Annotated in this window: 6 protein-coding genes; 3 read left to right on the forward strand and 3 right to left on the reverse strand. The window is 54.1% G+C overall.

Features of this window, described 5'->3' with window-relative positions:
• From EC915_RS24490 to EC915_RS24500, 3 genes are all read right to left on the reverse strand, one after another.
• Positions 1-266 (reverse strand): contractile injection system protein, VgrG/Pvc8 family (locus tag EC915_RS24490; RefSeq protein WP_256658827.1); only part of this gene is annotated, 266 nt, incomplete at its 3' end.
• A 71-nt stretch (positions 267-337) separates the two neighbouring features.
• Positions 338-1,069: a hypothetical protein gene (locus EC915_RS24495; protein WP_256658832.1), complete on the reverse strand. Its 732-nt coding sequence runs from the start codon at positions 1,067-1,069 to the stop codon at positions 338-340.
• 23 nt (positions 1,070-1,092) lie between these two features.
• The gene (locus tag EC915_RS24500; RefSeq protein ID WP_256658833.1) at positions 1,093-2,010 is read right to left on the reverse strand and encodes a hypothetical protein; all 918 of its coding nucleotides are present in this window, start codon (positions 2,008-2,010) and stop codon (positions 1,093-1,095) included.
• A 1,399-nt stretch (positions 2,011-3,409) separates the two neighbouring features.
• Between EC915_RS24500 and EC915_RS24510 the strand changes: the two genes are divergently transcribed.
• The 3 genes from EC915_RS24510 (at position 3,410) to EC915_RS24520 (ending at position 5,746) form a co-directional block, all read left to right on the forward strand.
• Complete coding sequence (locus tag EC915_RS24510) at positions 3,410-3,742, forward strand: transposase (RefSeq protein ID WP_256658834.1); 333 nt, start codon at positions 3,410-3,412, stop codon at positions 3,740-3,742.
• The gene (tnpB, locus tag EC915_RS25405) at positions 3,739-4,074 is read left to right on the forward strand and encodes an IS66 family insertion sequence element accessory protein TnpB (protein ID WP_133753045.1); all 336 of its coding nucleotides are present in this window, start codon (positions 3,739-3,741) and stop codon (positions 4,072-4,074) included. The genes EC915_RS24510 and tnpB overlap by 4 nt, the downstream gene beginning before the upstream one ends.
• A 61-nt stretch (positions 4,075-4,135) precedes the next feature.
• Entirely contained in the window at positions 4,136-5,746 is a 1,611-nt protein-coding gene (locus EC915_RS24520; protein WP_133753046.1) for an IS66 family transposase, read from the forward strand.
• The last annotated feature ends 124 nt before the right edge of the window (positions 5,747-5,870 follow it).

Below are 5,870 nucleotides of genomic sequence, written 5' to 3' on the forward strand. Positions count from 1 at the left end.
TTGTTGCCGAAGCTCAACACGTGACCATTGATATATCGGCTGCCGCCCGTGGCGAGCTCGATCTCGATGGTAGCAGCCTGACCAATCGCCGACTTTAGTTTGACACTGGCGTCATCGGAAATGAGTTCGAGCTGGAAGCCGAAATCCATCGACAGCCCTTCGCTCCCTGCAAAAGACTCCAGCAGCAACTCCTGGCCGCCCTTGAGGGCCATGGTCAACTTGAACAGGCGCCTGTTCTGTGCAGTAAACAGTGACGAGAGGTCCATCGTTTCAACTACTCCTTAAGCCAGTAACACGCGATCAGGGGTTAAAACCTGCGCGCCAGAATCATCGTCAATCAAGCACTCGGCGACTTGCGCCGGTAACTAACCCACTTGAACAATCTGCTGATCCACCAGCGACTGCGGGCTTGGCGAATCTCGTCGATCTGCATAAACGTGTAGGGCACTGAGGTTTTTTTTTCGTTCATGCTTAAAGTGCGTAGTGCTCTAACTGTATGACGCATATGGTAGAGAATGACTAAAGCGCAGGCGGCTAGAACGACCGCGCCAATGACTCCCGCCGCCGACACTCCAAAAAATTTGATAAAGACACTCGCCGCTAGCGTAGATGCACCAGCCGACCACGCAACAGGATACCTTGCTGAAGTACTCTGGCTAACTTTCGGCACCACCTTTACCTTGTTTCCACTGTATTCAAATGGATGAAACGACGGTTTTGTGTGAGCGATTATATAAAAAACCAAAAGTACAAAAGCCGTAGGTAACAAGCCTGCGATAGAGGCTGCAGCACTTGCCGCCCCCCATACGTCGGCGGCGGACAAATAGGCGATACTGCTCGCCAGTATGATCAGAAAACCCTCCACACTGGCTAAGACGGACCACATATAAAATGTGAACCTCTCACAAAAATAGATCAGGTAAAGAAACCAGCTGAGCTTCAAGATAAAAATAAATAAATAGACAGGCCAGAAGAACGGTACAACAGAGAGCCCGAGAATCATGGCAAATACAAGCACACTGAAACAGACCCAAGCACCACGTTTAAGATAATCGGAGTCCAAAATCATTAGCCAGAATCCTTTTCAACGCTTCAAAGCATTTCAATTCGCTTATCGATACCATAATGGATCATCAGATATTGCACCCCAAGTCCTGCACCCCAGCCAATGACTAAGACCACTGCTAAAGGCGCTGCGCCTGCGGCCAGCGCGCCATAAGCGAGGGTCACGGCAGCTCCGCCTGCCATCCCCCCGAAAAACGAAGCAACGTTTGTAGGCTGACTGGCCACAGATTTATTGTAAAAATCCTTCGCCGACGTTGAACTAGAGTAATCCATATATGTCTGTGGCCCTATCGCCAAAGCAAAACCGACAGGATTTCCGCTCAAAATCTTCAGGCCGCCCGTTGCACCCTTAGCGTGCAGCGGCGCGCGTTGGTTCAATGCTGCTCTTGCATTCCCCACAGGAATATGAGCCACAGACTGACCCACTTCACCCAATATCTTGTAATGCTGTGCAACCGCAGTGACAGGCACTTCAAAAAACAAATTCCCGTTTTTAGCGATAATTTTTATACTACCTTTAAACGTTCTACCGGCTGACTGCGCGCCAGGCGTACCTCGGCTATTAGCCCATGTGTGAAGCTTCGACTTTTGATCCCCGGTCAGGTCCAAGAGATCGGTCACCTTCCGGGCTTTAGCCGCTGCCACCAGAGCGCCCGAGGCACTTGCGATGTTCCCAGGCAGGTTTGCTGCCGAGAACATGAGCTGACCAATTCCGGGAATGTTAGCTGCAGCCTGCTGAAGCGACTGCAGCGCTTCTACCGACACATTAGCGGCGTGCTTGAGTTTCTGTAACAGCTCGCGAAGGAGCAATGCAGCATCCTGGTACTCGCGGGGGCTCATCTGCTCGTCGCGGCTGGAAAGCTGATGAACCAAGTAAACAGCAGCCGTGTAGTCGTCGGTTGCGTATTCTCCCGCGAACTGTCCTGGCTGCATGTAGAATTCCATGGCCGACTCGCCCACGAAACCCTGCAGGCCCCTGCCTAGCAAGCCCGTCTGCCCTCGATCACATCTCATGTTGGCTGACGTTGGAGGCGTCAGAAAGTTACTCACCCGCGCGCCCTCACTGTCCGCTTACCAGGGAAGGGGCATCGAATTTTCTAAGCTGAAAGCGATGAAGCGAGAGCAGCGCAGCAAGATCCATTATCATGAATATCTCCTTGATGGCACAGGGTAGAACGCTACCGCCATGCTCAGCCACAACAGGTTAAGAGCCGACAAGGGGGCCGGAGCCCTTGCTGCATCGTCGCTAACGAGTAGATGACGCGCCACGGGGCGTGTTCACTATCGGTCGTGGGGCCACTCCTACAATTACATAGGACCCGAGCTACAGACGCTTCGTAAAATAATAGGATCGCAGAGCTAAGCATTGAGTCCGCCGCAAGCGGCTTAAGGTCAAAGCGCCGGCAGGACCCGCCTAAATTTATGATTGCTATACACTGCACCGCGCCGCAGTGCGAAAGTGCCACGAGGCATTATAAAATCGCGAACGCGGTCATAGTCTCAAATTCGTCACACACGCTTCTTATCGGATAATGAGACACTTACGCACCTATCGCTGTCAACCCCGCCTGGTGTCATTACCTCTTCCATTCCAAAGCGGCTAACGAGCGAGTCGGCAAAGGCTAGGTGCGCCTCCATACAACGATCATTCTAGGAGAATGGTGCTGTGCCAATTTCTCAGCATGAGCGAGATTAAGGCGCTGCTGGCAAAAGCAGAGAATGCGCATCACCTAATGATTGATCCGGCTGGGGAAGCGCATCAACAGGGGGCTTGTTGCTACAGATTGCGGCCTGTTGTAACCAGAAGCCAGGGCTCCACCGCTGCCGATACCAAGCGCCCATTAAGGTCAAGAATTCGCTTCTTCAGAATTTAACATGGTGATCGCGTTACATTGGGTCGAAGCTCATACGCTGCAAAATCAGTACAACCACGGTACAGTACCCAGCTTGACCAACGTTCTCAAAACTACGCTTAACATCAGTAAATACTGGGCCTCCAGCTATGCCAACCTACGTTCACTTACGAACGCTTTCTCTAGGCATACCAGCTCGCCCAGCAACTCATAATCCTTTGGTCCACGGTTCGAGTCCGTGTGGGCCCACCACCTTCAAAAGCCGCGCATTGGTAACCGTCCGGCGAAGTCACCTACCCGATCCCTGCAATAAGGGCGATGTTCTCCACTTAAAAAATACGTGGACACCATCGACCTTATCTTCAGGATTGCCATGCGCCAGAGAACTGTATGCGTCCGGCCAAGTCATCTACCCAGCCCGGCAAAGCCAAGACATGGTGTGCACTTAAATTTAAGTGGGCACCAGTTCTAGCCTTTTAAGCGGGTATTTCATGCAGCCAACACGCCGTTCCTACTCCAAGTCCTTCAAAGCCCAAGTCATTCAAGAGTGTGCCCAGCCCGGTGCTTCGATTGCCGGCATCGCACTCAGCCATAACCTCAACGCAAACCTCGTCCACAAATGGATTCGGCTGCCATCGCAGAAAAGCACAGCGCTGCAACCTGCATTTATTCCGTTACCCGTGCCGCTGGCCGGGGCAAGCGTGCACCCAGCATCATCGAACATCTGCGTTGAAATTCAGCACCCGCGAGGCACCGTCAAAGTGAACTGGCCCACTGAAAATGCTGCTGCCTGCGCGACCTTTCTTCGAGACCTTTTGCGATGATTCGCATCGACGCCATCTGGCTCGCCACCGAACCGATGGACATGCGCGCAGGCACTGAAACAGCCTTGGCCAAGGTAATTGCGGTGTTCGGTGCGGCGCAGCCGCACTGTGCTTATCTGTTCGCCAACCGCCGCGCCAATCGCATGAAAGTGCTGGTGCATGACGGCTTTGGCATATGGCTGGCGGCGCGCCGATTAAATCAAGGCAAGTTCCACTGGCCTGGCACTCGCTACGGTTCTGAGATGGAGCTGGATTCTGAGCAACTTCAGGCATTGGTGCTGGGTCTGCCATGGCAACGCGCAGGTTCTGGAGGCTCGATCACACTGCTTTAACGACTGCCATTAGCCTATCGGTCTATCGCTGCAAATTGCCTGCTCTGGCAAAATCGGCGTCATGACTTCGCTTCCCGATCTCGCTCACCTGACCCCTGAACAACTGCGCGCCTTGGCGGCGCAGTTGATACAGCGTGTCGAGACGCTCGACCACCAGGTCGACACGCTGGGCAAGACGGTAGAAACGCTCGACCAACAAGTTGAGACGATGGGTAAGACCGTTGAGACGATGGGCAAGAAGATCAGTCGCGATCAGACGGTCATCGAGAAACTGACCCTTGAGATCGCGCATCTCAAACGCATGAAGTTTGCCAAGCGCAGCGAGCAGATGAGTCCCGAGCAGGCCAGCCTGCTCGATGATCTGATTGACACCGATATCGCGGCAATCGAAGCAGAGCTTCAAAGCTTGCAGGCAGTGATAACTCCGGCCGAGAAAAAGCAAAAACCCAAGCGCACGGCATTGCCGGCAGAGTTTCCACGCACACTGATCCATCACGAACCGGACAACACTCACTGCCCATGCGGCTGCGCCCTCAAGCGCATCGGCGAGGACGTCAGCGAGAAGCTGGACTACACGCCCGGCGTATTTACCGTTGAACGCCATGTACGTGGCAAATGGGTTTGCGATGACTGCGAAACGCTGATCCAAGCTCCGGTTCCGGCACAGGTCATCGACAAGGGCATCCCGACTTCGGGCCTGCTCGCCCACGTCATGATCGCGAAGTTCGCTGACCACCTGCCTCTCTACCGTCAGGAATCGATCTTTGGTCGAGCAGGCCTGGCGATTCCACGCTCAACCTTGGCCCAATGGGTGGGTGTGACTGGGGTTCAGTTGCAGCCGCTGGTCGATGCGCTGCGCGACGTGGTGCTCGGGCAGCAGGTTATTCACGCCGATGAAACACCTGTGCAAATGCTCATGCCGGGCACTAAGAAAACCCACCGTTCTTATGTTTGGGCCTACGCCACCAGCCAGTTCTCGGACGTGGCAGCGGTGGTTTACGACTTCAGCCCCAGCCGCGCCGGAGAGCACGCTCGCAACTTCCTGAATGACTGGAAGGGCAAGCTGGTCTGTGATGATTTTGGCGGTTACAAAGCCAGCTTCGAACTCGGCGTGACCGAGATTGGCTGCATGGCTCATGCGCGGCGCAAGTTCTTTGAACTGCACGCTACGAATAAAAGCACGCTTGCGGAGCAAGCCCTGCGTTATATCCAGTTGCTGTACGAAATCGAAAGTGAAGTCCGCGATCTGGAACCGGATTTACGGCGCCGAATACGGCAAGAAAAGGCCGTCCCGATAATGAACATGCTGCATACCTGGATGAGCGCCCAGCGCGATCTTGTGCCCGAAGGCTCAGCCATAAGCAAAGCCCTTGATTACAGCCTGAAACGCTGGGCAGCGCTGTCACGCTACCTCGATGACGGGGCTGTACCCATAGACAACAACTGGGCAGAGAACCAGATCCGACCATGGGCTCTTGGACGCAAGAACTGGCTCTTTGCAGGATCGTTACGCAGCGGCAAACGAGCGGCGGCGATTATGAACCTCATCCAGTCTGCACGCCTGAATGGCCATGATCCGTATGCATATCTGAAGGATGTTCTTACGCGACTGCCGACTCAGCGGGCGAGTGAAATAGATCAGTTGCTGCCGCATAACTGGCAACCGGTTTAATCACGCAAGACGTGATGCCCAGACGCTTACAGAGAACTTCTTACCCCAAGCCCTTTAAAGCTCAGATCGTCCAGGAATGCCTGCAACCTGGCATATCGATGGCCAGCGTAGCCCTGCGCCACGG

This window comes from Pseudomonas sp. LP_7_YM (assembly GCF_004364435.1).
Taxonomy (GTDB): domain Bacteria; phylum Pseudomonadota; class Gammaproteobacteria; order Pseudomonadales; family Pseudomonadaceae; genus Aquipseudomonas.